Annotated in this window: 22 protein-coding genes, 1 other RNA gene and 1 riboswitch; of the genes, 13 read left to right on the top strand and 10 right to left on the bottom strand. The window is 58.6% G+C overall.

The genetic code is table 11. The features are described 5' to 3' along the window. Position 1: 1 nt before the first annotated feature. Together ACR0DY_RS03290 and ACR0DY_RS03285 are read right to left on the bottom strand one after the other, a co-directional pair. A complete protein-coding gene (locus ACR0DY_RS03290; protein ID WP_480547349.1) occupies positions 2-1,906 on the bottom strand; it encodes an extracellular solute-binding protein in 1,905 nt (634 codons plus the stop codon). A gap of 170 nt (positions 1,907-2,076) precedes the next feature. Then, positions 2,077-2,589, bottom strand: a complete 513-nt coding sequence (locus tag ACR0DY_RS03285; RefSeq protein ID WP_480547365.1) for a c-type cytochrome — start codon at positions 2,587-2,589, stop codon at positions 2,077-2,079. Between the two features lie 120 nt (positions 2,590-2,709). On the opposite strand from ACR0DY_RS03285, the gene ACR0DY_RS03280 reads away from it, so the two are divergent. Further along, positions 2,710-3,543 (top strand): prephenate dehydratase, encoded by an 834-nt coding sequence (locus ACR0DY_RS03280; protein ID WP_267363539.1) that lies wholly within the window; start codon positions 2,710-2,712, stop codon positions 3,541-3,543. 117 nt (positions 3,544-3,660) lie between these two features. Here the strand turns inward: ACR0DY_RS03280 and ACR0DY_RS03275 are convergent, their stop codons facing one another. The 3 genes from ACR0DY_RS03275 to nudC are packed head-to-tail and all read right to left on the bottom strand — an operon-like array spanning position 3,661 to position 5,655. Then, positions 3,661-4,176: an N-acetyltransferase family protein gene (locus tag ACR0DY_RS03275; protein ID WP_480547351.1), complete on the bottom strand. Its 516-nt coding sequence runs from the start codon at positions 4,174-4,176 to the stop codon at positions 3,661-3,663. After that, on the bottom strand, positions 4,166-4,633 hold the full coding sequence (locus ACR0DY_RS03270; RefSeq protein WP_480495970.1) for an SRPBCC family protein: 468 nt from the start codon (positions 4,631-4,633) through the stop codon (positions 4,166-4,168). The genes ACR0DY_RS03275 and ACR0DY_RS03270 overlap by 11 nt, the downstream gene beginning before the upstream one ends. Positions 4,634-4,671: 38 nt before the next feature. Continuing rightward, the gene (nudC, locus tag ACR0DY_RS03265; protein ID WP_480547353.1) at positions 4,672-5,655 is read right to left on the bottom strand and encodes an NAD(+) diphosphatase; all 984 of its coding nucleotides are present in this window, start codon (positions 5,653-5,655) and stop codon (positions 4,672-4,674) included. 183 nt (positions 5,656-5,838) lie between these two features. On the opposite strand from nudC, the gene ACR0DY_RS03260 reads away from it, so the two are divergent. The 3 genes from ACR0DY_RS03260 to rsgA all read left to right on the top strand — a co-directional run bounded on the left by ACR0DY_RS03260 (position 5,839) and on the right by rsgA (position 9,032). Beyond that, positions 5,839-7,707 (top strand): bifunctional 2',3'-cyclic-nucleotide 2'-phosphodiesterase/3'-nucleotidase, encoded by a 1,869-nt coding sequence (locus ACR0DY_RS03260; protein WP_480547355.1) that lies wholly within the window; start codon positions 5,839-5,841, stop codon positions 7,705-7,707. Positions 7,708-7,746: 39 nt separating this feature from the next. After that, an RNA gene (gene ffs, locus ACR0DY_RS03255) (signal recognition particle sRNA small type) lies at positions 7,747-7,845 on the top strand. Positions 7,846-8,003: 158 nt separating this feature from the next. Beyond that, positions 8,004-9,032 carry a ribosome small subunit-dependent GTPase A gene (gene rsgA / locus ACR0DY_RS03250; RefSeq protein ID WP_480897802.1) on the top strand — a complete coding sequence of 343 codons (1,029 nt, stop codon included), beginning with the start codon at positions 8,004-8,006 and terminating at the stop codon, positions 9,030-9,032. Between the two features lie 35 nt (positions 9,033-9,067). On the opposite strand, the gene ACR0DY_RS03245 is transcribed toward rsgA, so the two are convergent. After that, positions 9,068-9,925, bottom strand: coding sequence for an alpha/beta hydrolase family protein (locus ACR0DY_RS03245; RefSeq protein WP_480484676.1), 858 nt, complete (start codon positions 9,923-9,925; stop codon positions 9,068-9,070). A gap of 132 nt (positions 9,926-10,057) precedes the next feature. Further along, positions 10,058-10,276, top strand: a riboswitch (cobalamin riboswitch). Positions 10,277-10,366: 90 nt separating this feature from the next. On the opposite strand from ACR0DY_RS03245, the gene ACR0DY_RS03240 reads away from it, so the two are divergent. Then, the gene (locus ACR0DY_RS03240; protein ID WP_480484675.1) at positions 10,367-10,774 is read left to right on the top strand and encodes a hypothetical protein; all 408 of its coding nucleotides are present in this window, start codon (positions 10,367-10,369) and stop codon (positions 10,772-10,774) included. On the opposite strand, the gene ACR0DY_RS03235 is transcribed toward ACR0DY_RS03240, so the two are convergent. Next, on the bottom strand, positions 10,766-11,278 hold the full coding sequence (locus ACR0DY_RS03235; RefSeq protein ID WP_480488864.1) for a protein-tyrosine phosphatase family protein: 513 nt from the start codon (positions 11,276-11,278) through the stop codon (positions 10,766-10,768). The genes ACR0DY_RS03240 and ACR0DY_RS03235 overlap by 9 nt on opposite strands. Positions 11,279-11,450: 172 nt before the next feature. Here ACR0DY_RS03235 and ACR0DY_RS03230 point away from each other — a divergent pair, with 172 nt between their 5' ends. From ACR0DY_RS03230 to ACR0DY_RS03210, 5 genes are all read left to right on the top strand, one after another. After that, positions 11,451-13,214, top strand: a complete 1,764-nt coding sequence (locus ACR0DY_RS03230; protein WP_480484673.1) for a DNA polymerase III subunit gamma/tau — start codon at positions 11,451-11,453, stop codon at positions 13,212-13,214. Between the two features lie 189 nt (positions 13,215-13,403). Further along, on the top strand, positions 13,404-13,757 hold the full coding sequence (locus ACR0DY_RS03225; RefSeq protein ID WP_209507712.1) for a YbaB/EbfC family nucleoid-associated protein: 354 nt from the start codon (positions 13,404-13,406) through the stop codon (positions 13,755-13,757). 61 nt (positions 13,758-13,818) lie between these two features. Next, a complete protein-coding gene (gene recR / locus ACR0DY_RS03220) occupies positions 13,819-14,412 on the top strand; it encodes a recombination mediator RecR (RefSeq protein WP_480484672.1) in 594 nt (197 codons plus the stop codon). 104 nt (positions 14,413-14,516) lie between these two features. Next, positions 14,517-15,056 carry a histidine phosphatase family protein gene (locus ACR0DY_RS03215; RefSeq protein WP_480484703.1) on the top strand — a complete coding sequence of 180 codons (540 nt, stop codon included), beginning with the start codon at positions 14,517-14,519 and terminating at the stop codon, positions 15,054-15,056. Between the two features lie 137 nt (positions 15,057-15,193). Beyond that, positions 15,194-15,682 carry a hypothetical protein gene (locus ACR0DY_RS03210; RefSeq protein WP_480897800.1) on the top strand — a complete coding sequence of 163 codons (489 nt, stop codon included), beginning with the start codon at positions 15,194-15,196 and terminating at the stop codon, positions 15,680-15,682. On the opposite strand, the gene ACR0DY_RS03205 is transcribed toward ACR0DY_RS03210, so the two are convergent. Continuing rightward, on the bottom strand, positions 15,679-16,308 hold the full coding sequence (locus tag ACR0DY_RS03205; RefSeq protein WP_480488860.1) for a ribonuclease T2 family protein: 630 nt from the start codon (positions 16,306-16,308) through the stop codon (positions 15,679-15,681). The genes ACR0DY_RS03210 and ACR0DY_RS03205 overlap by 4 nt on opposite strands. A 130-nt stretch (positions 16,309-16,438) precedes the next feature. Here ACR0DY_RS03205 and ACR0DY_RS03200 point away from each other — a divergent pair, with 130 nt between their 5' ends. Further along, positions 16,439-17,200, top strand: coding sequence for a DUF1013 domain-containing protein (locus ACR0DY_RS03200; RefSeq protein ID WP_480547361.1), 762 nt, complete (start codon positions 16,439-16,441; stop codon positions 17,198-17,200). A 51-nt stretch (positions 17,201-17,251) separates the two neighbouring features. Further along, the gene (locus ACR0DY_RS03195) at positions 17,252-17,641 is read left to right on the top strand and encodes a hypothetical protein (protein ID WP_267363610.1); all 390 of its coding nucleotides are present in this window, start codon (positions 17,252-17,254) and stop codon (positions 17,639-17,641) included. A gap of 56 nt (positions 17,642-17,697) precedes the next feature. Here ACR0DY_RS03195 and ACR0DY_RS03190 read toward each other — a convergent pair whose 3' ends face one another. After that, a complete protein-coding gene (locus ACR0DY_RS03190; protein WP_480484667.1) occupies positions 17,698-18,729 on the bottom strand; it encodes a permease in 1,032 nt (343 codons plus the stop codon). Continuing rightward, positions 18,722-19,030: an ArsR/SmtB family transcription factor gene (locus ACR0DY_RS03185; protein ID WP_209507696.1), complete on the bottom strand. Its 309-nt coding sequence runs from the start codon at positions 19,028-19,030 to the stop codon at positions 18,722-18,724. Before ACR0DY_RS03185 ends, ACR0DY_RS03190 begins: the two co-directional genes overlap by 8 nt. Before the next feature lie 133 nt (positions 19,031-19,163). Between ACR0DY_RS03185 and pdxR the strand changes: the two genes are divergently transcribed. Further along, positions 19,164-20,624, top strand: a complete 1,461-nt coding sequence (gene pdxR / locus ACR0DY_RS03180; RefSeq protein WP_267363605.1) for a MocR-like pyridoxine biosynthesis transcription factor PdxR — start codon at positions 19,164-19,166, stop codon at positions 20,622-20,624. The last annotated feature ends 227 nt before the right edge of the window (positions 20,625-20,851 follow it).

The following is a 20,851-nucleotide window of genomic DNA, read 5'->3' as shown; positions in this document are numbered from 1 at the left end:
GTTATCGCAGCGCGCCTTTCGCTTTCAACGCAGCCTGTTTTTCCGGATTGATCCACCACAGATCAAGATAACCCAGCGAATAGGGCGGCAGGTTTTCCGGGTATTCGTACATATCGTAATATGCTGTCCAGTATTCTGCGATGTACCCCACGGGGATTACGAAAAACTCGTACCGCAAGGCGCGATCCAAAGCCATCAACGCCGTGTCCTGATCGGCCTGATTGTCCGTTTCAAAGGACGCTTCGATGATTGCGTCGACCAAGGGGCTGGCCAGACCTGCCGGATTGAACAGGCTAAAGGCCGCTTCTTCCGATCCGTACATCTGGCTCAGACCGCCCCCGGTAGACAAGAACGATCCGTAGCGCGTGGAATAGACCATGTCATAATCCCGCTCGCGGCTGCGCAACGTGTATTGCGCCGGATCCACTTTCTCGGTCGAGGCATCCACCCCGATGGATTGCAGGTTCTGGACATAGGTTTCGATCATCGTTGCAGTCGAGGTCGGCAGGTTTGAAGGATATGGAATATTCACCTTCAAAGTCTGCCCTTCGGCATTGCGACGAATATTGCCTTCGCCGACGGACCAGCCTGCCTCATCCAGCATGTTGGCAGCTTTGCGCAGGTTTTTTCGGTCATTCAGGCGTGCAGGGTTTGATTCGTGCGCCACAACAGCGGGTTCCGTCAGGACATCTTCGGGAACAACGTCGCCAAGCGCCTGCAGGAACGCCAGCTCCGCCCCTTCAGGCAGGCCTTGCGCCTCGATCGGGGTTCCTTGCGTGAAAGAATTCCGCGGCGTGTTAAGGCCGAACAACAATGACTCGTTCGTCCATTCGAAATTGAAGGCCAGGGCCAGGGCCTTGCGAACATTCTTGTCGGCAAATTGCGGCTTTCCAAGGTTGAAGACAAAGCCCGAAGGTGTCGGCGGGCTGCCATCCGCGATCTCATCCCGAATAACTGTGCCTTCATCCAGCTTTGGGAAATCATACCCGGTCGCCCAAAGCTTAGGGTCACTTTCGATCCGGAATGTGTATTCACCTGCCTTAAAACCCTCGAACGCTGCCGTCTGATCGGCGAAATACTCAACCCGGATTGTATCGAAGTTGTTGCGCCCGACATTGAAAGGCAGGTCCTTGCCCCAATAATCGTCCCGGCGTTTGTAAACGATGCGGCGATTGATGTCGTAGCTGTCGAGCTTGTAGGGGCCAGAGCCCACCGCCACTTCCAGCCGCGGTTCATCCAATCGCCGTGTCTCATCCGCCTCGAACCATGCTTTTGAGAAAACAGGAGTTGAGCCGACGGTTTCGATCAGGCTGCGGCGGGTGACTTCGGGATTGAAGGTAAATTTTACGGTATGGTCATCCAACGCCTCGGCTCCTGTCACCATACGGCCAACGGCCTGCGCATAAGACGGCAGGCCCTGTTCGATGAACAAACGGTGGCTGTAGACAACATCTTCCGCCGTGACAGGCGTGCCATCCCAAAAAGTTGCTTCGGGGCGCAAATGGAAAATGACGTAATTGCGCCCTTCGTCATATTCCAGACTTTCCGCAACTACGCCGTAATACTGCCCGACACTGTCTTCGGTACTTTCAAACAGACGGTCATATTGCAATGTGGTCAGCGCACCGGCGCGCCCTTTGCGTGAATAGGGGTTGAGAGAATCGAACGTTCCAGAGGCTGCCAGCGAAAGCTCGCCACCCTTGGGGGCGTTGGGATTCACATAATTCAGATGCGAATAATCCGCCGGGTAATCCAGATTTCCGAAATACGAATACCCGTGACTGCGGGTGACGCCTTCATCCAGCGCCTGTGCTGCATGCGGAGCAATCAGAGCGGCGCAGAGCCCCAAAATGCCAACCCATGGCCTTACCTCAAGATCACGTGCAGCAGGCATCAGGGATATCATATTGCTCATCCTCTCGGTCATTGTCACCGTCAATGTCGTAACCGCTAGCTAAAGTGCCAGCACGTGCAGATTCAAGTTTAGAATGCGTGAGCACTTTGTGAAGGTTTCTTCAGACAAAAAAGCCGCTGCGTTGCGGCAGCGGCTTTGAATGGTTCTGATCGGTCAGGCAATCAGTTGCCGATTGTCTGCAGATAGGCAATCACGTCGGCGCGATCCTGCGGCTTTTTCAGGCCGGCAAAGCTCATCGATGTGCCCGAGATATAATTGCCGGGCTTGGTCAGGAAAGCATCCAGTGCTTCGGGTGTCCAGTTGCCGCCATGCGCCTGCATACCGGCCGAGTACCCGGTGAAGCCGTTGGCGGAGGCGACGGGGCGATTAACCACACCGTACAGGTAAGGGCCGGTGCCGTTTGCGCCGTCTTCCAGCTTGTGGCACGCGGTGCATTTGCGGAACACTTTTGCGCCGCTCTCGACGTCTGCGGCGGCCAGCAGGTCCTCAAAGACCACTTCTTCACCGTCGGCGCTTTCGCCCGAGCTTTCGGTTTCGATAATGTAGGCGGCCTCAGCCGAGCCATGGCCACCGGAAGAATAGAGGACATCCGCCCCCCACTTGGCCAGAAGCAGCACCAGGAATGTGCCGAACAGGCCTGCGGCGGCCTTGGTTACTGTCATCGTGTCGAACATTGATCGCGAGTCCATTTCAGCTGTCTGGGCAGCTGTCTAAGGCTTCCCCTTGCGAGAGGCAAGGTATAGACACCGCGACGAAACGACCAAATCGCGAACTTGTTGCATGGAATCGACCAAATGACCAATCGCATTGCTTTTCAGGGGGAACCCGGCGCCTACAGTCACGAGGCCTGCCGCAACGCTCGGCCAGATATGGAAGCCCTGCCCTGCCGCACCTTCGAGGATGTGATCGAATCGGTCCGCTCGGGTGCTGCGGATCTGGCAATGCTTCCGGTCGAGAACACGACCTATGGGCGGGTGGCCGATATTCACCGGCTGTTACCCCACAGCGGGCTGCATATCATCGATGAGGCCTTTGTCCGGGTTCATATCAACCTTCTTGCCGTGCCGGGTGCAAAACTGGAAGACATAACCGAGGCGCATTCGCATCTGGTGCTGCTGCCGCAATGTGCGGGTTTCCTTAAGGAACACGGCATCCGCGGCCGCGTCAGCCCCGATAACGCCCGCGCCGCTCGCGAAGTGGCCGAGGAAGGCAATCCGCATTCAGCCGCGCTGGCCAGTGAGCTGGCCGGTGAGATCTATAACCTGAACGTTCTGGCCCGCCATATCGAGGATAATGACGACAATACGACCCGCTTTCTTGTCATGTCGCGCGAAACGGATTTGTCCCGCCGGGGCGATCATGGGATGATCACCAGCTTTGTGTTTCAGGTCCGCAACATCCCTGCTGCGCTTTACAAAGCGATGGGCGGGTTTGCCACCAATGGGATCAACATGACCAAGCTGGAAAGCTATATGGTCGACGGCTCCTTTACCGCGACGCAGTTTTACGCGGATATCGTCGGGCATCCCGAAGACCGCAACGTGCAGCTGGCCATGGACGAGCTTGAGCATTTCACGACAAATGTCGAGGTTCTGGGCGTCTATCCGGCAGCACATCCGCGTGGATAATCACGGTTCACGACGGCATTCCTTTGGGCTTGTTTGGATGTTGCCCGTTTTTCGAAGCTGTTTGCAATGCCGGTGGCTCCCAATGTCCCGCGCCGCTGCGCCTGGAATCGTCGCTCTCTAGCGGTTAATCCGGTAGACCTTTGACACAGACCCATCTTGCGTGCGGTAGGTCCGGAAACCCATGGCTTCGTAGTAGGCCAGACCTTCGGTATTGCCTGCGCCAATTGTTGCATCGATAGCAGGGAGACTATGCGCGCGGGCCGCGTCCAGAGTGTGCGCGAAAAGTGCGCGCCCGATCCCAAGCCGGGCGGCTGATGGTCGGATATGGGTTCCAATCACGCCCCACCCGACTGACACGTCGTAGGGGTGGTTTTCGACCGCATATTTCAGGGATTGGAACCCAAGCACGTGACCATTCGGGTCCGTGGCGATTGTACACCGTATTTGATCCGGGTGGCGAACATAGTGCCTTAGGGCAAAATCGACATCGTGGGCTTTGCGCCGCTTGCCAACCAAGACCAGATCGTGAAGAACGCCAGCGACCCCTTCGGCATCGCTTTCGGATGCGGGTTTGAAACTCAGGTGGTCCGGGCCCATCGCACCTGCCGTGCGATCATGTGTCTTACCCGCCATGCAGGTGCCTTTGCTCCAACTCGCGTGCGAATTCGCTGAGACGCACCTGGAACTGTTTGCGAAACCTCGACTGCCCCAGCTTCATGGATTGCAACAGCAACCGTGCCGGCAGGGACCTGGCGGCGAGTGACATTTCAACGCTCAGGCGCGTCCGGCGCGGGGACAGGGCCAGAAAATCCACGGTCGTGAACCCGGTGATACCCTTGCTGGCAGCGTCAAATCGCATTTGCGAAGGCCTGTCGAAATCCGTCATCACCACCGACATCTGACGCGGCTTTCCGCGCAGTTTGAACTCCGTATTCCATTCGGTTCCGGCCGTCACCGCCGCGCCACCGCCCAAACGGCGCACATCGATGCCACGGCGCATTGCCATACGCTCGAATCTTTCGAAATCCGACACCATGTCGAATACCGATTGGATGGGGGCCTCGATATCTTCTCGCGCTGAAAACTGCATAATGACCTTTGCTGTTTTATTGCTGAGCCAATGTTTCCTCAGTCCAGAGTATCTGCAAGCCAGTTCTGAAGCAGAAAATGAGCGATTGCCCCCTTGCGCGCTGGTAACAACCGGGGATGATCCCCAGCAAAGGCCTGCATCATTTCGGATTTGCTGACCCACATCGCCTCTTCTATTTCGACCGGATCGATCACGATGTCGCGTGACAGCGCCTCACCCGCACATCCAAACATCAATGAGGCCGGGAACGGCCAGGGCTGGCTGGACAGGTACGAAACCGCACCCACCGGCACGCCCGCCTCTTCCATCACTTCGCGGCGCACTGCTGCCTCAAGCGTTTCGCCGGGCTCAACAAATCCCGCCAGCAAGGAGAACATCCCGTCAGGCCAGCCCGGAGACCGGCCCATCAGCACGCTGTCACCATGCGTGATCAACATGATCACAACCGGATCGGTGCGCGGAAAGTGCTGCCCGCCACAGGACGGGCAACTGCGCTGCCATCCCCCCTGCGACACCTCGCTGGCGGCACCACATCGGGCACAGTAGCGATGCGTTTCATGCCAGCCGATTATTGCCTTTGACGTTGCCGCCAGTTCCGCGTCGCGCGCCGACAGCCGTGTCATGATCCGGCGCAGTTCGGCAAACACGTGGCCTTGCGGTAAATCCGGGTGTTGTTGTTCGGACTTGTCCACGAAGGCGCCCAGACTGGTCAGATCCAGCCCCTCGGCTGTCCATGCGGAAAAATCAACGGCAAACACGGGGGCGCTGTCAGCGCTCAGACCCAAAAACACCGGGGATTCAATGACGCCACCGGGACCATTGCTGATCAGCGAGTGCGTCATCGGGATCATGGCAAGCTGGTCCAGCCCCTCACCCTGTACCAGCAGTTTTCCACGCCACAGCAAGACACAGCGGGCGGCCGGGTTGTGCATCGCCTCGGCCAGCTTGTCCGCATCTCCGCGATACTGCGCCGCCCGATCAAGGCCCGAACCCCCGAAGGTTACCTGCTCTGCGTTTTTCATTGGATTTCCTTTTGGTCTTGCGCACAGGGCTGCCACGTCTCAGCCCGTGTTGCAATGGCTATTCAGGGATAGAAAATCCACCACCCTGCCGCTGAAAAGCCGCATGGTGGCCTCGGAAAAATCATCTAGAGTGAATTTTGATGGATTTAATCAATACACACATTCAATAGCAGAATACTCAAAGTGAAGATCCCCTCCTCGACGCAGGTACAGCCCATTGGTGACATTGGGAAAATTCGCATTCTGGCCACAACCGACCTGCATATGAACCTCACCGGTTTTGACTATTACACTGACACGCCAGACCAGACGGTTGGATTAACGCGCACTGCCAGCCTGATCCGCGCTGCCCGACAAGAGGCCAAGGACGCGCTGGTGCTGATGTTTGACAACGGGGATTCGTTGCAGGGAACCCCAATGGGCGATTGGGCGGCAAAGAGTGGCACTGCCCATCCGATGATGAAGGCGTTCGAAGCCCTGGATTATGACGCGATCGGGCTGGGCAACCATGATTTCGGGTTCGGGCTGGTGTCATTGGGCAACATCCTGACGCAAGCCCCCTGTCCGGTCGTTTGCAGCAACCTGTATCGCACGCGCGGCCCACAGCTCTGGCAGCGATACACCGTTCTGGACCGCACTGTATCTTTGAACGGTGAAGACATTCCCGTTCGCATCGGCATCTTCTCGGTTCTTCCGCCGCAAACGGCCTGTTGGGAGGCACATAATCTGGATGACGATATCGTCGTCGAGGATATCCTGGTTGCGGCAAAGTCCCTGACGCAGACATTGCGCGACGAGGGGTGTGATATCATCGTGGCGCTTGCTCATTCCGGCCTTGGGGGCACCGCACCGGTGGCAGGGATGGAAAACGCCGTGATACCCTTGGCCGCGATCAAAGGCATCGATGCCATTGTGGCCGGGCACACTCACCTGACACTTCCAGGAGAGGGCCATGCCAATACCCCGATGGTCGATCACCTGACGGGGCTGGTACATGGAACACCCGTTGTCATGCCGGGATCAGCGGGCTCTTACCTGGGGGTTATCGATTTGGCCGTGACCGCCGGGCCGGACGGCAAAGTGCAAATCCGGGATTGCTGCGTCGAACTGCGCCCGGTTATCAGCAACGGCACAGCCGTCGGGGAAGACAGTGAAATTGCGGGCTTGTGTGAGGTGGCACATCGTATGACCCGTCAATCCGTTGCCGCACCGGTGGCACATATCCCGGATACATTGCACAGCTATTTCAGTTGCTGTGCGCCGGATCGCGGGCTGACCCTTGTAGCTGCGGCGCAAGCCGCCGCACTGCGCCCGTTTTTGCAGGGACCAGACCTGGCGGGTCTGCCGACATTGTCGGTTGTTTCGCCTGCCAAATCCGGCGGGCGCGCAGGACCCCGCCATTATACCGAGGTACCCGCCGGAGAGATATGTCTACGCCATGTCGCGGATCTGCATGTGTTTCCAAACGAGCTGCGTGCAATCCGGATCAGCGGTGCGCACCTGCTGGACTGGTTGGAGATGTCAGCCAGCGTATTCAACCAGTTAAAGTCTGGTTCCGAACCCGAACTGATCAACCCTGAACGGGCCGGGTACAATTTCGACATCGTGTTTGGACTGTCTTATCAGATCGACCCCACGCAGCCGCCGCGATACGATGCGCAGGGGAAAATGATCCATCCCGACCACAGGCGGATCAGTGATCTGACATATGCAGGCCATCCCGTTCGACCGGAGCAGATATTCGTTATGGCGCTGAACAATTACCGCGCCAGCGGAGGCGGGCATTTTCCGCATGCGACAACGTCTGAGCTGATCAGCCTGCCACCGCTGAGCATCAAGGACCTTGTGCAGGATTACCTGGCGCAGCACCTTCCGCCCGATCCAATCGCCACGCAGCCCTACCCGTTCTCGCTGATGCCGCAGCGGGGCGTGGCGACAATTCTTCGAACAGGTCCGGGCGCCCTGAAATATCTGGATGAGTTACGCAGGTTCGATCCCGTGCTGCTGGGCTCGGATGGCAGGGGATTTGAACGAATCCGCCTGACGCTCTGACGGGTTGTCTTTTCCCGATGCCTTCCCTATATCCGCAGTCGAGAGGTTGGCGCGGGCGAGCGCCTCGCCAACCTGGTCAGGTCCGGAAGGAAGCAGCCACAACGAGCCCCGCTTGGGTCGATGTCCAACCTCTCACTTCGTGAACCATAGCCGCAGGAGGGCTTTATGATTGTATTGAAAACCCTTCGGGCAGACTGGTTCTGATTCACCGGAATCACCTGACTGCCTGAACACACGACCTGCGGATGCGCGATTGCCATCCGTTGGCATTGCTGTTTCTGAAAACAGGCAGATAAATGTCCTATACGCTTTCGGACCTGGGATGGTCCTCTCACTTTGCCGCGCAACACGCGGCTTTTCCTTCTGACACGCCCTTTCGTATCGCATCGGTACATCGGGACCGTCTGATCGGGCTGAGCCCGGATGGTGAAATCCCTTTGCTGACACCGGATAATCCGACCGGTTCATATGCCGTCGGAGATTGGGTCCTTGCAGACGCCGAAAACCGCGTGCGCCACCTTCTGGACCGGCGCAGCCTGCTGCAACGCAGAGCTGCCGGTACAGGCGCCGCAACCCAACTGATTGCGGCCAATGTCGATGTATTGTTCATTGTCAGCTCGTGCAATGCGGACTTCAACCTTCCCCGACTGGAACGTTATCTGGTTCTTGCGCACCAGGCCGGATGTTATCCGGTCGTTGTCCTGACGAAAGCTGACCAGTCGGATGATCCCGGAAGTTTCTCGGGACAAGTGGAATCTCTGGACCCGTTTTTGACGGTTTTGGCGATCAACGCTCGGGATCCGGCAGATGTCGAAAAGGTTCTGGCATGGTGTCCCAAAGGCCAGACCGGCGCGCTGGTCGGGTCGTCGGGCGTGGGTAAAACGACGCTCAGCAACACCATGACAGATCAAAACCTCGCCACGTCTGGAATTCGCGAAGACGACGCACGGGGCAGGCACACGACAACGGTGCGTGCGTTGCACCCGATGAGAAACGGTGGATGGTTGATCGACACGCCCGGAATGCGCGCATTGCGCTTGCTGGACGCTCAGGACGGGATCGACGACGTATTCTCGGACATCACAGAGCTTAGCCAAAGCTGCCGCTTTTCGGATTGTCAGCACGAGACCGAGCCCGGCTGTGCCGTGCAGAACTCAATCGACGAAGGCGTGCTTGATCCGGCGCGGCTGGACCGTTGGCGCAAGCTGCGGCGTGAAGATCAGCGAAACTCGGAAACCGTTGCGCAATCGCGGGCGCGGGACAAGGCGTTTGGCAAGATGGTGCGCGGTGTCATGCAGGACAAGAAACTTCGCAAACGGCCATAACTGCAAGGTGTTAGGAAAACCTGCGTCGCGTCTGATCAGGCGATCAGGCGCGGCCAGACCGCTGCATTGCGACGGGCAAATGCTCCGATATGGCCTATTTCCGGCAGTCCGAATTCAGCAGGCTTCATAAGGTGGCGTCTGGACTCGGGGCCGTACAGGTCGGCAAGGCGCCAAACTGCCTCGGGCGGAGCCATCTGGTCATCTTCGAACGTGAACAGATCCACAGGTGTTCCAGAACTGCCCCAATGCGCATCAGGCAAATTCTGCCCGATCTCGGGAATGTAGCTAAGAGGAGCTGTACACCATTTGCGCCATTGCCAGTAGACCGAGGCGGGCAGGTCCGAACCAAACCCGATCGCTTTGCCGGGCAGATACCCAAGCGCCCGCACCATCAGCGGTGCATGGCCATACCAGAACAGCCCTGCCAACCCCCGATAGGGCCATGGGTGATCTTTCAAAGTCACCAGCCCCGAACACACACCGATCATTCGGTCGATCTGGTCGATATCCGGCTGCACCGGCCCCAGCATCGCACCGACGGAATGGCCGATGGTCCACTGCTGCGCCTTTGGAAACCGCCTGCGCATTTCGGCCCGTGCCGCTGGCATGTCGATCAACGCCCAATCCGCCATTGTTGCAGTTGCGTCTTTCAGGCGGCCGACCAAAGAAAGCCCGTAGTCCCGATAGTCATAGGTCAGGCAAGCTATCCCCCGCTCGGTAGCCAGCCATCGCGCAAAGTGTTGATAATAGTCACGCGGCACACCCGTGGCACTGTTAAGTACGACAACGGTTTCCGGCTCACCCACTGGCCGGTACAGCCGTGCCGACAAGGTCACGGACCCTGACGGAAAGCGGAAATCTTCGATCAACACCGTCTGTTCCGTATCCAACATGATCCCCGGCTTTCGCTGAAACAATGGTTTGCCTGCCTTCGATGCCGACGAAACTAAGCCGGAACGTAAACCGCATCCAGCATGACCAAACGTCCGGCCTAAAGATCGGCTTGACTCGGAACGCGATCAGGCGCTAGCGGTTGTGTGATGGTTTCCGGCCCCCACAAGAGGTCGGGATGAAAAGGGAACACGGTGCGGTTTGTCTGGTCACACAGATATCAACCAAGTCCGCGACTGCCCCCGCAACTGTAAGCGGTAAGCAATGCCGAAATACCACTGGCCCACGGGCTGGGAAGGTCGGCAGAGCAATGACCCGCAAGTCAGGAGACCTGCCATCGGAACTGAAACCGAAACTCGGGCGGGGTGTCCGGGCAGGTCCTGACAGCGAGATGCTGTCCCACCTGCCCCAATATCCAGCCCACCACGCGCGGAGGGCGCAGGATGATCTGGAAGACAAAGTCACACGAATACAGCGCAACTGTGTGCCAGCGGACGGGCAATACCTGCCCGGCTTTGGCGCGACTGGCCCGCTCGATTTCCGAAGCCATGGCGCAGGCGGTTTCGGCCACCAGCGAAGATTTCGAATTTGAAGGCAACAGCGCGCTGTCACATTGCGCGGAAGGGTGCATGGCAACGATCCGAGCGCGATCCGACAGCGTTCGCGTTTTCTGCGGGGCGCACCCTGATACGGCAATTCGGGACCTTGATGCCTATGCCGATTTGATCTTTGGACCTACATTCAGCACGCTGCCCTCGGGCATTGTCGCGAACCCGCCTTGCGCCATGATCGAGGTTTCAACGATCCGGCCCCGGAAAACCGGCTACGCACCCCAGCAGCTGTCAGCTTGATCCCACTTCCACCTGTGCCGGGGTGATCCGGGACGCCCAGGCCAGCTGCGCATCGGTTTCGACAGCGCAGGGGCGCACGGCCCGCAGGCGGTCCAGTGCGTCGCTGGCGCGTTCACCGCATTCAACCATCAGTCGCAGAACAATCATCCCGGATCTGCCGCACCCCCCACGGCAATGCACAAGAACCCGGCCACCGCCCGACAGCGCATGTCGGGCCGTGGCGCTGACCTCTGGCCAGGCCTTCTGAACCGCCTGCGTCGGTGCTCCAAAATCTTCGATCGGCAGGTGAACCCACCGGCTGGCACGGCTTTGGATGTCGCTGCCAAAGTGCTGCGCGCCATCCTGAAGCATTTCAACATCCGTCGTCATTGAAATCACAAGGCCCGGTTTCCAAGCCGCAATCATATCCAGATCGCCGACGTAATCCCCGCCACGCCCGGGCATTGAAGTAAGGGCAAGCGTTCCGCCTCCGACCTGCAGAGCAAAAATGACCAGCTGCGACATGAAGTGCGTCCTCCCCCAAGGTACTCTTTAAGAAATGAGTCATTAAATCCGCTGGACCAGTTTAGTTGGAAACCAGCCCGTTTCCGAAACAAAAAATCATCACGCCCCACAGTGGACGCGGAGTGCCGCCGCCACTACGCTGTGCCGAAGCACCGAATCCGAGCGAGAAGACATGACAGACACGCCAAGCCCCGCCTATCAGGTTCTCGCCCGCAAATACCGCCCGGAAACCTTTGCCGACCTGGTGGGTCAAGATGCTATGGTGCGCACCCTAAAAAACGCCTTCGAGGCCGACCGGATTGCGCAGGCCTTTATCATGACCGGCATTCGCGGAACGGGAAAAACCACCACGGCGCGGATCATCGCCAAAGGCATGAACTGCATCGGACCGGATGGAACCGGAGGACCGACAACCGAGCCTTGCGGTCAGTGCGAGCATTGCGTCGCAATCATGGAAGGTCGCCATGTCGATGTGATGGAAATGGATGCGGCCAGCCGTACCGGCGTCAACGATATCCGCGAGATCATCGACAGTGTCCGCTATCGCGCCGCCAGTGCACGCTACAAGATCTACATCATCGACGAGGTTCACATGCTCTCGACCAGCGCATTCAACGCGCTGCTCAAGACGCTCGAGGAACCGCCCGCACATGTGAAATTCATCTTCGCGACCACCGAGATTCGCAAAGTGCCGGTCACGGTTCTGTCGCGGTGTCAGCGCTTTGACCTGCGCCGGATCGAGCCCGAAGACATGATCGGCCTGCTGCGCAAGATCGCCGGGGCCGAGAGCGCGCAGATCGCCGACGATGCGCTGGCGTTGATCACCCGCGCCGCAGAAGGATCGGCCCGCGACGCGACCTCATTGCTGGATCAGGCAATCTCGCACGGGGCCGGAGAGACGACGGCAGATCAGGTCCGTGCGATGCTGGGTCTGGCCGATCGTGGACGGGTTCTGGACCTGATGGACATGATCCTGCGCGGTGACGCGGCAGGGGCGCTCACTGAACTGAGCGGTCAATATGCGGAAGGCGCAGACCCTCTGGCCGTGCTGCGCGATCTGGCCGAAATCACGCATTGGGTGTCCGTCGTAAAGATCACACCTGACGCGGCCCAGGACCCGACGGTTTCCCCCGACGAACGCACACGGGGCCAGCACATGGCCGAGGCCTTGCCAATGCGGGTTCTGACCCGGATGTGGCAAATGCTGCTGAAGGCGCTGGAGGAAGTCTCTGCCGCGCCCAACGCGATGATGGCCGCCGAAATGGCTGTTATCCGACTGACGCATGTCGCCGATTTGCCCAGCCCCGAAGAGCTGATCAAACGGCTGCAAGACGCCCCACCTTCGCCACCCGGCGGGCCGGGCGGGGGCATGTCACCGTCCCGGCAGGCCCCGGTGGCAACGCAATCCAACGCGACCCCGCCGCCTGCCTATACATCGCCCCCGCGCGGCGCGGGTGGCGCACCGGTTGCTGCACTGGCGCAGGATGCACAGACGGCCCTGGCCCGCTATCCAACCTTCGGGCATGTGGTGGAACTGATCCGCACAAACCGCGATGTGAAACTGCTTGTCGAGGTGGAAAGCGGCGTGCGCCTTGTGTCGTACCAGCCTGGCCGGATCGAATTCACCCAGACACCTCAGGCACCGTCGGATCTGGCGTCGCGATTGGGCTCTGCCCTGCAACGCTGGACCGGCAATCGATGGGCCGTCTCCATTGTCTCGGACGGGGATGCCGCGACCATCGCGGAAGTGCGGGACCGGGCCGAGCTGGCCCTGAAAGCCGAGGCCGAAGAACACCCGCTGGTTCAGGCCGTGCTGACGCAATTCCCCAAGGCAAAGATCATTCGGATCGAAACACCGGAGCAGCGCGCCGCCAAGGTTGTGACCGAAGCCCTTCCCGAAGTCGAAGAGGAATGGGACCCGTTCGAAGAGGATTAGGCCTCAGCCCGTGGGTCCACGTTTCAAGAAACCGGCATACTCACGCCCCTCCACCATGCAACTGAGGGAGGGATTGCAGGCACATAAATGATCGGTCCGCGACGCTCTGATCTGGACAGGCGGGAGACCTCTTGTGCCACCTGCCTGCGGTCCGTATTTAGAACCAAACAGAAACACAGGAGACGACTGATGCTGAAAGGACTCGGCGGGCTTGGCGGACTGGGCGACATGGCAAAGATGATGAAATCCGCACAAGACCTGCAAACCAAGATGACCGAAATGCAGGAAGAGCTGAACAACATGATGGTTGTCGGCGAATCCGGTGCAGGGCTGGTCAAGGCAACGGCCACAGCCAAGGGTGAACTCAAGGGGCTGGACATCGACCCGTCGATCTTCAACGGCGATGACAAGGAAGTGGTCGAAGACCTGATCCTGGCAGCCATCAAGGATGCTCAGGCCAAAGCCGCCGAACGTTCACAGGAAGAGATGGGCAAGCTGACCGAAAGCATGGGCCTGCCCAAAGACATCAAGCTACCGTTCTGAGCTTCATCTTTTCCCAAATACTCCCGCCGGAGGCTTCCTCCGGTGCAAAGCAGGACAGGCCATGGGAACGAACAGCGAAATCGACAATCTGATCGATCTGATGGCCAAACTGCCGGGGCTGGGCCCGCGCTCGGCCCGCCGCGCGGTGCTGCACCTGATCCGCAAACGCGCTCTGCTGCTGACGCCCCTGTCAGACGCCATGCAGCAAGTGGCCGTCACCGCCCGCGAATGCCTGAATTGCGGCAATGTGGGCACCACGGATATCTGTGACATATGCAATAGCGAGGCCCGAGCGACCGGCGAACTCTGCGTGGTCGAAGACGTCGCCGACCTCTGGGCGATGGAGCGGTCAGGGGTCTTCAAGGGCCGCTATCACGTGCTGGGTGGCACGCTGTCTGCACTGGACGGGGTCGGCCCGGACGAGCTGCGCATTCCCCGCCTCAAGGATCGGGTCCTGGCCGAAGGGATCACCGAAGTGATCCTTGCCCTGAACGCCACCGTCGACGGCCAGACCACCGCCCATTACATCGCGGATCAGCTGGAAGGCCAGGTGCGCCTGACCTCGTTGGCGCAAGGCGTGCCCATCGGTGGAGAGTTGGATTATCTGGATGACGGGACGATCACGGCGGCGCTCCGGGCGCGCAAGGAAATTTAGGTCAGCATCTATAAATCAGCGTCCTTAAAAAGAGGCAACAAGAACGGCACCTCAAACGGTATTCAATTCAGGTACACATCTTGAACAAGTATCCAGATCTTTTTGTGCTGCGACATGGCGAAACCGAATGGAACACACTGGGGAAGTTCCAAGGGCGCAAGAATTCGCCGTTGACGGAAATTGGCAAGTCTCAGGCCCGGAAACAAAATGAGATACTCAGGCGAATACCGAATGCACCTTTGCGCGTTTTCGTCAGCCCGCAAAAGAGAGCAATGCATACCGCCCGCTTGGCAACGACGCCTCATCATGAGTTGATACATGATGAACGGCTTATGGAAATCGCGTTTGGGCAATGGGAAGGCGCAACGCGTGATTTCATCCGAGAGCAAATCGATTGTTCCTATGAAAGCTATCATTGGTTCTTCCGCAGCCCGGGTGGGGAAAGCTTTGATGACATCTGCGGTAGAGTAGACTCATTTCTGAAGGAACAAGATGAACCTGCGATCATAGTAACCCACGGCGTCACGTCCTTGGTGCTGAGAGGGCTTTGGTTGGGTCTCGATCTGGACAAGTTGCTACAGCTACCCCGAACTCAGGGTTGCGTGTTTCATCTTTCAAACGGAGTTGAAACCATAGTGACCTGAACAAATTGCTTGGGTTCGAAACTCATGTTGTACTCATCATCGTTGTCAGAACAGTCGCGGTGACAAAAAAGCGACTTTGGATGACCATGGAACTACTCTAAGGATAGGTAAACTCAGCGATTATTTTGGAGCCGCCCATGACCCGCCTTCTCGCCATTACCTTCGCCGCCTTCACCGCAACCGCTGCCCTGTCGCAGGAACTGGTCGACAAGGGCTTTGTCGAAGGCTGGAACATCATGATGGACCCGGCGCTTGGGAACGGGTGTCTGATCCAGACGGTGTATCAGGATCTCTCGGTCGTGCGGCTGGGCTATGACGCGTTGGACAATCGCGGGTACTTCGCCGTTTACAACAAGGCCTGGGGCAATATTGAACAGGGCAAAAGCTATCCCATCCGGTTCGAACTGGACGGCAAGAGCTTTGATGCCACCGCTATCGGGTTCAATGAACGCAAAGTGCCGGGTGCGACGGTGTTTTTCACCGACCGGAATTTCGTCACCGCGATTGCCCAGAACAAGACGATGACAGTTTACAATCCCGCAGGCGAGGTGGTGATGGCGATTGATCTGAAAGGCACCGCCAAGGCGCTGGACTATGCGCGGGACTGCCAGAACAAGAAGCTCTAGCGAATCGGATCGAACAGCGCGTCCTTGGCGGTGCAGTCGCGAATTACATCGCGGCCGCATGGCACCGGATCAAGGTCGCGCGACAGGCATAGGCGGACCTCTTCGATATAGCCCTGTTTGCAGGTGACCGTGATCATATCGCGCTCCAGTTCCGGATTGGCTTTCAAAAACGCATCCTCGACCACCGAAGCCGGCAGTTTGACGGATGCGTCCAGCTTGCGGAAGACCTGCGGGCGTTCGACAGCGTCATAGGCACGCCGGGACAGGGCGAAATAGTCGGGCGCAGATAGCCCCGAACAGGTGCCGTGTTTCTTCCACTGATGCCATGCAAGGCCCGCACTACCCTGAATATCTTCCATTTCCCGCGTCATGCGGCGTGTTGGCGGCGCCTCGGGCGAGCGGCAGAAGGATGGCCAGCCCTGATGAAATTGCGGCCAGAGCCCGTGCAGGATCCATCCGTGGTCGTGCCGGTCGTCACATTGGTCTGACCCGCGCGCGTCCCCTTCACGGGCGCACCAGTTGGGCGACCAGCTGAGAGACAGGACGTAATAGTCGAACTCACCTGCTTTTTCACCTTCGGCCAGCGCTGTCATCGCGCTGAAGACCCACAATACGACCCAGCGCATTCGCCTCTTCCCTTCTTGCTGCGTGGCGACTATATACGGGCCAAGTTCCCCGACAACGGAAACCTGCCCCAAGACCAAGGGGCCGCCGAATTCCGGCGACGGGAAAGATGTATGTATAGGAGACGGGCTGATGGCAAAACCGCTTATGGCCAAGGCAACCGCCGTATGGCTGGTGGACAACACCACGATCAGCTTTAAGCAGATCGCGGATTTCGTAGGAATGCACGAACTGGAAGTGCAGGGCATCGCCGATGGCGATGTGGCCGCAGGCGTAAAGGGCTTTGACCCGATCGCAAACAACCAGCTGACACAGGATGAGATCGACGCCGCGCAGAAAAACCCGCTGCACAAGCTGAAGCTCAAGTTCAATCCGGCGGCATCCGGCGAAGAAAAGCGCCGTGGCCCGCGGTATACCCCGCTGTCCAAGCGTCAGGACCGTCCGAACTCGATCCTGTGGCTGGTCAAGTTCCACCCCGAACTCAGCGACGGCCAGATCGCCAAGCTGGTTGGCACCACCAAGCCGACCATCCAGTCGATCCGCGAGCGCACGCACTGGAACATCTCAAACATGCAGCCGATCGACCCGGTTGCTTTGGGCCTGTGCAAACAGTCCGAACTGGATGCGATCGTGCAGAAGGCCGCTGCCAAGAAAGCAGCCGAAGGCGGCGTGATGAGCGATGACGAGCGTCGCAAGCTGGTTTCGACCGAGCAATCGCTGGAAATGGACGCTGCGCCGAAAATCCCGACCGCGATCGAAGGTCTGGAAACCTTCTCGCTGTCCGATGATCGGTCGGATGAAAAAGACGACGAGCCTATCATCGACGCCGACAGTTTCTTCAACCTGCCCAAAGGCGGGGCGGATGATGAAGACGAGGATGATCCTCGTCTGTAACAGACAATCAGCCCCGGTCGGAACGGCTGGGGCTTTTTTGACGGACTTGTCATGCTGAGCATTCTTTCTGCGATTTTCGGCCCGCACCGCGCCGTAACGATCTACGCCTTTCTCAGGACATGGGGGCTGGGTCTGGCGGGTGGTGTTGTCATGATCGCCATCGTCACCACCTTGTTTCTGCTGGGGGACGAAGGCGAACACGAACACGAGGCTTTCCTGATCGTACCGGTTCTGTCCGCAACCCCGGTGAACGGGGACTTGAAGAACGGCGTCGTAGCCTCGGTTCGCCTGCCCGATGGATCGGCCACGTCGATTACGTCGACCGAGTCGCAGATTTCACAAACCGTTGGAACGACGGCCTGCGTGGAAAAACGCATCTACGTCAAAAGCGGCGAAGCCCGGTATCGGTTCAAACTGCCCCGTCTCTGCGAATCCGGTTGATCGAAATTTCAGACAAAACAAGGCCGCCCGATGCTGACACCGGGCGGCTTTTTCGTTCATACCACCTGAAAGATGATGCCTGCGATTATTGCGCCCCCCACACCAAGGCTCAGGTAAGTCGCAAACACGCGCGGTTTGACCAATGACCAGACTGCGGCCATTGCCGGTATGGAACTGACGGCACCGGCAACCATGAACGACATCGCAGCCCCCGCGGTCATGCCCTGATCGATCAAACCCGCCAGCAGCGGCGGCGCGACGTAAGAGTTCAGATAGGCCGGCATCCCCACCAGAGAAGCAACGATGATCGGCAGCACGCCTTCTCCGCCAACGACGCCAGCGATCAGGTCCGCAGGCACATAGTTGACCAACAAAGCTTCGAGCACATAGGCCAGTGCCAGCCACTTCAGCAGGAACAGCCCGTTGTGTGCGAATTCCGAACGAAACCGAACGCGACGCTCAGGCTCTTGCCAGAACTTCCAGACCGGCTTGTCATCCGCTTTCGGACCACATCCGCAACACCCGGCAGGTTTGTATTCGCGCAAGGGCTGGGCAAATGCCCCCTGCCGCATCAGTAACCGAACCGCGAACCCGCCGAACAGGCCAAGCGCAACGGCGGCAACCGCCTTACCGATGGCAAAGGGCCATCCCAGCGCGGCAGCCGTAATCAAAAGCGTCGGCGGGTCGATCAACGGCGAGCTGAGCCAGAACGCCATCACGGCCGACAGCGGCGCTCCGAGTGCAAGCAAGCCCGCAATAAAGGGAATGACTTCGCAAGAACAAAACGGTGCGAGGCCGCCGAACAGGGCGGCCAGAAAGATCATCCGGGTTTCGCGCCCTTCAAAAGCGCGCGCCACCATCACCTCGGCCCCGGTTGCCTTGAGATATGACAACAGAAGCACAGCAAACAGGATGTATTGTCCTGTATGCGCCAAGGCCCTGACTGCAAAACTCGCAACCTCACGCAGGTTGCCGGGGTCGAGAACGGCCACCGCCACAAGAATGACCATGATCAATGCCCAGGGTGTCTTGATCATCTCAAGCGCACCTTTGGCGGTCAGTCGGGGCGATTGCGTCAATTCAGCCATCGTTGGCCGCCTTTCCAACCGCGTCAGCGCAGCATTCGCTAAGAATGAACTGCGCCAGCGTCTTCAATTCGTCATAACAGGCCCGGTTGATCGTGGTGCGACCGATCTTTTCCTGCTCAACCACACCTCCGGCTGCAAGAAACCGCAGGTGGTGCGCCAAAGTCGACGGGGCAATCCCCGTCCGGTTCTGGATTTCGCCAACGGTCAGACCGGCCTCACCAGCCCGCACTAGCGTCTTGAGGACTTTCAGCCGGGCTTCCGAACCCATGGCGGAAAATCCGGCAGCAGCAGTTTCCCACATGAGTTGCCTCCATTAAACTAGATCTCTAGTTTTGTAGTTTCACAAAGGACCCTGGTCAACCCACCTTGGGAAAATTTTTCATGACACTGTAAGTCCAGATTGCCCCTGCCTTAAGTCCAACCTATAAGCAGGCATGGGGATATCGGTCGAAACATTCTTTCTTGAGCTCAACGGTCAGGGCACGTTGCAGGCCCAGATCCAGCAGATGATTGCCGAGGGCATTCTGTCCGGTCGCTTTCACGTGGGGGAAAAACTGCCATCCTCGCGAAAGCTGGCCGCACATCTGGGCGTCAGCCGCATCACGGTGACGCTTGCCTATACCGAGTTGCTGGCCAATGATTATCTGACGGCAAAGGGCCGGTCAGGATATTACGTCTCGCAAAACGCACCGGTTCCGCCCAAATACTCGCCCGTGCAGCGCGGCACGGAATCTGTCGACTGGGACAGGGCATTGGCGCGCCGCTTTCTGGACAGCGACGTCCTGCCGAAACCCAGCAATTGGCGCGAATACCGCTATCCGTTCATCTACGGTCAGGCCGACCGAACCCTGTTTGATCACGCCAACTGGAGATTATGCGCGGTTCGCGCATTGGGGCACAAAGACTTCGATTCGCTGACAGGGGATTACGTGGATCAGGATGATCCGTTGCTAATCGAATTCATCGCGCGCCACACCCTGCCGCGCCGTGGTATCGTCGCCCGCCCCGAAGAGATCTTGATCACCCTGGGCGCGCAGAACGCGCTTTGGCTGGCCTCACGCATCTTGCTGACACACAAACGCACGGCTGTAATCGAAGATCCCTGCTACTACGCGCTGCGAAGCCTTTTGAACCACTGGGACTGCGCTGTGACCCCCCTGAGCGTCGATCGCGACGGCTTGCCACCAGAAGCGATCCCCGACGAAGCAGATGTCATCTTTACCACCCCCAGCCATCAAAGCCCGACAACCGCGACGATGCCGATCGACCGCCGCAACAAGCTACTGGATCGGGCACGCGATCTGGATGCAATGGTTGTCGAGGACGACTATGAATTCGAAATGGCCTTTCGCAGCGCACCTTCACCTGCACTCAAGTCCATGGATCGGGATGGGCGCGTGATTTACGTCGGCAGTTTTTCCAAGTCGCTGTTTCCGGGATTGCGGCTTGGATACATGGTCGGATCCGAGCCTTTCATCCGCGAAGCACGTGCTCTTCGCTCGTTGGTCCTGCGCCACCCTCCGGGTCATATTCAGCGCACGGCAGCGTATTTTCTGTCATTGGGCCATTACGACGCGCAGATCCGACGTATGTCGAAAGCCCTGCAAGAGCGGCGCGATGCGATGGACAAAGCCATCGAAGAAAGCGGGCTCACAGTGGCTGGACGGGGCGTAATGGGCGGCTCATCAATGTGGATGTCGGCCCCCGAGCACGTCAACACCACGCAGCTTGCGCTAAAGCTGCAGAACCAGGGTGTTCATATCGAACCGGGTGCTCCGTTTTTCTCGGGGCCCGACAGGCCGCAGAATTTCTACCGCCTCGGGTACTCTTCTATTTCGACCAACCGCATAGGCCCCGGCGTCGAACTGATCGCGGATGCCATCCGGTCTGCCTGAGATCGCACTGGACATATTCCGCAGACGCGTCTGGCCCTAACGCAGGTCGCACCCTTACGCCAAAACCATATCAACCCCCGGGTCCCGGTGCCCGGTTTTCTCACTCTTGCTTGGAGAACACCCCTATGAAGATGACGACGGAAGAGGCCTTTGTTAAGGTTTTGCAGATGCATGGTATTGAACATGCGTTTGGGATCATTGGCTCTGCGATGATGCCGATTTCGGAT

It is taken from the genome of Ruegeria sp. O6 (assembly GCF_056535045.1).
This window is presented reverse-complemented; position numbering and strand designations above follow the sequence as displayed.

What these genes read in the sequence shown, in the direction of transcription:
- ACR0DY_RS03290 (WP_480547349.1), bottom strand. Translation starts at nt 1,906, where the DNA reads ATGATATCCCTGATGCCTGCTGCACGTGATCTTGAGGTAAGGCCATGG.
- ACR0DY_RS03285 (WP_480547365.1), bottom strand. Translation starts at nt 2,589, where the DNA reads ATGTTCGACACGATGACAGTAACCAAGGCCGCCGCAGGCCTGTTCGGC.
- ACR0DY_RS03280 (WP_267363539.1), top strand. Translation starts at nt 2,710, where the DNA reads ATGACCAATCGCATTGCTTTTCAGGGGGAACCCGGCGCCTACAGTCAC.
- ACR0DY_RS03275 (WP_480547351.1), bottom strand. Translation starts at nt 4,176, where the DNA reads ATGGCGGGTAAGACACATGATCGCACGGCAGGTGCGATGGGCCCGGAC.
- ACR0DY_RS03270 (WP_480495970.1), bottom strand. Translation starts at nt 4,633, where the DNA reads ATGCAGTTTTCAGCGCGAGAAGATATCGAGGCCCCCATCCAATCGGTA.
- nudC (WP_480547353.1), bottom strand. Translation starts at nt 5,655, where the DNA reads ATGAAAAACGCAGAGCAGGTAACCTTCGGGGGTTCGGGCCTTGATCGG.
- rsgA (WP_480897802.1), top strand. Translation starts at nt 8,004, where the DNA reads ATGTCCTATACGCTTTCGGACCTGGGATGGTCCTCTCACTTTGCCGCG.
- ACR0DY_RS03245 (WP_480484676.1), bottom strand. Translation starts at nt 9,925, where the DNA reads ATGTTGGATACGGAACAGACGGTGTTGATCGAAGATTTCCGCTTTCCG.
- ACR0DY_RS03240 (WP_480484675.1), top strand. Translation starts at nt 10,367, where the DNA reads ATGATCTGGAAGACAAAGTCACACGAATACAGCGCAACTGTGTGCCAG.
- ACR0DY_RS03235 (WP_480488864.1), bottom strand. Translation starts at nt 11,278, where the DNA reads ATGTCGCAGCTGGTCATTTTTGCTCTGCAGGTCGGAGGCGGAACGCTT.
- ACR0DY_RS03230 (WP_480484673.1), top strand. Translation starts at nt 11,451, where the DNA reads ATGACAGACACGCCAAGCCCCGCCTATCAGGTTCTCGCCCGCAAATAC.
- ACR0DY_RS03225 (WP_209507712.1), top strand. Translation starts at nt 13,404, where the DNA reads ATGCTGAAAGGACTCGGCGGGCTTGGCGGACTGGGCGACATGGCAAAG.
- recR (WP_480484672.1), top strand. Translation starts at nt 13,819, where the DNA reads ATGGGAACGAACAGCGAAATCGACAATCTGATCGATCTGATGGCCAAA.
- ACR0DY_RS03210 (WP_480897800.1), top strand. Translation starts at nt 15,194, where the DNA reads ATGACCCGCCTTCTCGCCATTACCTTCGCCGCCTTCACCGCAACCGCT.
- ACR0DY_RS03205 (WP_480488860.1), bottom strand. Translation starts at nt 16,308, where the DNA reads ATGCGCTGGGTCGTATTGTGGGTCTTCAGCGCGATGACAGCGCTGGCC.
- ACR0DY_RS03200 (WP_480547361.1), top strand. Translation starts at nt 16,439, where the DNA reads ATGGCAAAACCGCTTATGGCCAAGGCAACCGCCGTATGGCTGGTGGAC.
- ACR0DY_RS03195 (WP_267363610.1), top strand. Translation starts at nt 17,252, where the DNA reads ATGCTGAGCATTCTTTCTGCGATTTTCGGCCCGCACCGCGCCGTAACG.
- ACR0DY_RS03190 (WP_480484667.1), bottom strand. Translation starts at nt 18,729, where the DNA reads ATGGCTGAATTGACGCAATCGCCCCGACTGACCGCCAAAGGTGCGCTT.
- ACR0DY_RS03185 (WP_209507696.1), bottom strand. Translation starts at nt 19,030, where the DNA reads ATGTGGGAAACTGCTGCTGCCGGATTTTCCGCCATGGGTTCGGAAGCC.
- pdxR (WP_267363605.1), top strand. Translation starts at nt 19,164, where the DNA reads ATGGGGATATCGGTCGAAACATTCTTTCTTGAGCTCAACGGTCAGGGC.